This is a genomic window from Vibrio sp. L85 (assembly GCF_963871815.1).
GTDB lineage: Bacteria > Pseudomonadota > Gammaproteobacteria > Enterobacterales > Vibrionaceae > Vibrio > Vibrio harveyi.
This window is the reverse complement of sequence record NZ_CAWMYL010000007.1, coordinates 1-741: the sequence shown is the minus strand read 5'-3', so window position 1 is coordinate 741 and position 741 is coordinate 1. Positions and strand designations below refer to the sequence as shown.

Genomic DNA, 741 nt, shown 5'->3' with positions numbered 1-741 from the left:
AGCGTTTGGTGGTTGGGCGCGGTGAACTCGGGTGTGGATGCCGATTGGGTAGCCAAGCAAAAAGGCATTCACTCCAATGAAGTTGCAGATCTTAAAAGTGCCAAGGTAAACAAAAAACTTATCGGTAAAGCGATTGCAGAATATCTCATCGTTCGTGATGGTATTGGCAACCTAGAGCGCGGCGCGCTGAACTGCGAAAGCGGCAAACTCCTATCTCGAAACTACCGTTAAACTCACATTTCAACCTATAGGTTAAAAGTTCTACCTATAGGTTGAAACTTCATGACCGTTTCTCGGTTGTCTGATTTGATAATGACTCTTTTAACTCTTTCCAACGTTGTGAAACAGGGGAAATCATGAAAGCAAGTCATAAAACTATGCTGATGACGGTTGTCGTTGCGCTATTGGCATTAGCGGCAATCAACAATATTGGCGCACTTAAGCCAGTTAAAGAACAGCTTAACGGCAATGCAGGGTGGTTTTAATTATGGAACTACTAAACACACCATTTAACCCACGCCCACTCGATTTAGACCCTGTAGAAGGGGTGAATTGGGGCAACCAAGCAAGCTTACGCTTGGTTAGTGGTCCAACTTACCAATCCATTGAGCTGGTAACAGACATTACCAATCCTGCTGATATTGAGCGTGTACGTATCACGCTAAACGGTAAGGAAGTCTACAACCTAACAGGTCAAGACTTGGTTGATATTCAAGAGCACCGCAAACAGTTCACTCAAGC

General features: G+C 44.4%; 2 protein-coding genes and 1 pseudogene. All 3 read left to right on the top strand.

Features of this window, described 5'->3' with window-relative positions:
- Positions 1–231, top strand: a pseudogene (locus AACR11_RS01085) (hypothetical protein); the annotation flags it as partial.
- Positions 232–356: 125 nt separating this feature from the next.
- A complete protein-coding gene (locus tag AACR11_RS01080; protein WP_025556568.1) occupies positions 357–485 on the top strand; it encodes a hypothetical protein in 129 nt (42 codons plus the stop codon).
- Between the two features lie 2 nt (positions 486–487).
- Positions 488–741 (top strand): major capsid protein P2 (locus tag AACR11_RS01075; protein WP_223295796.1); only part of this gene is annotated, 254 nt, incomplete at its 3' end.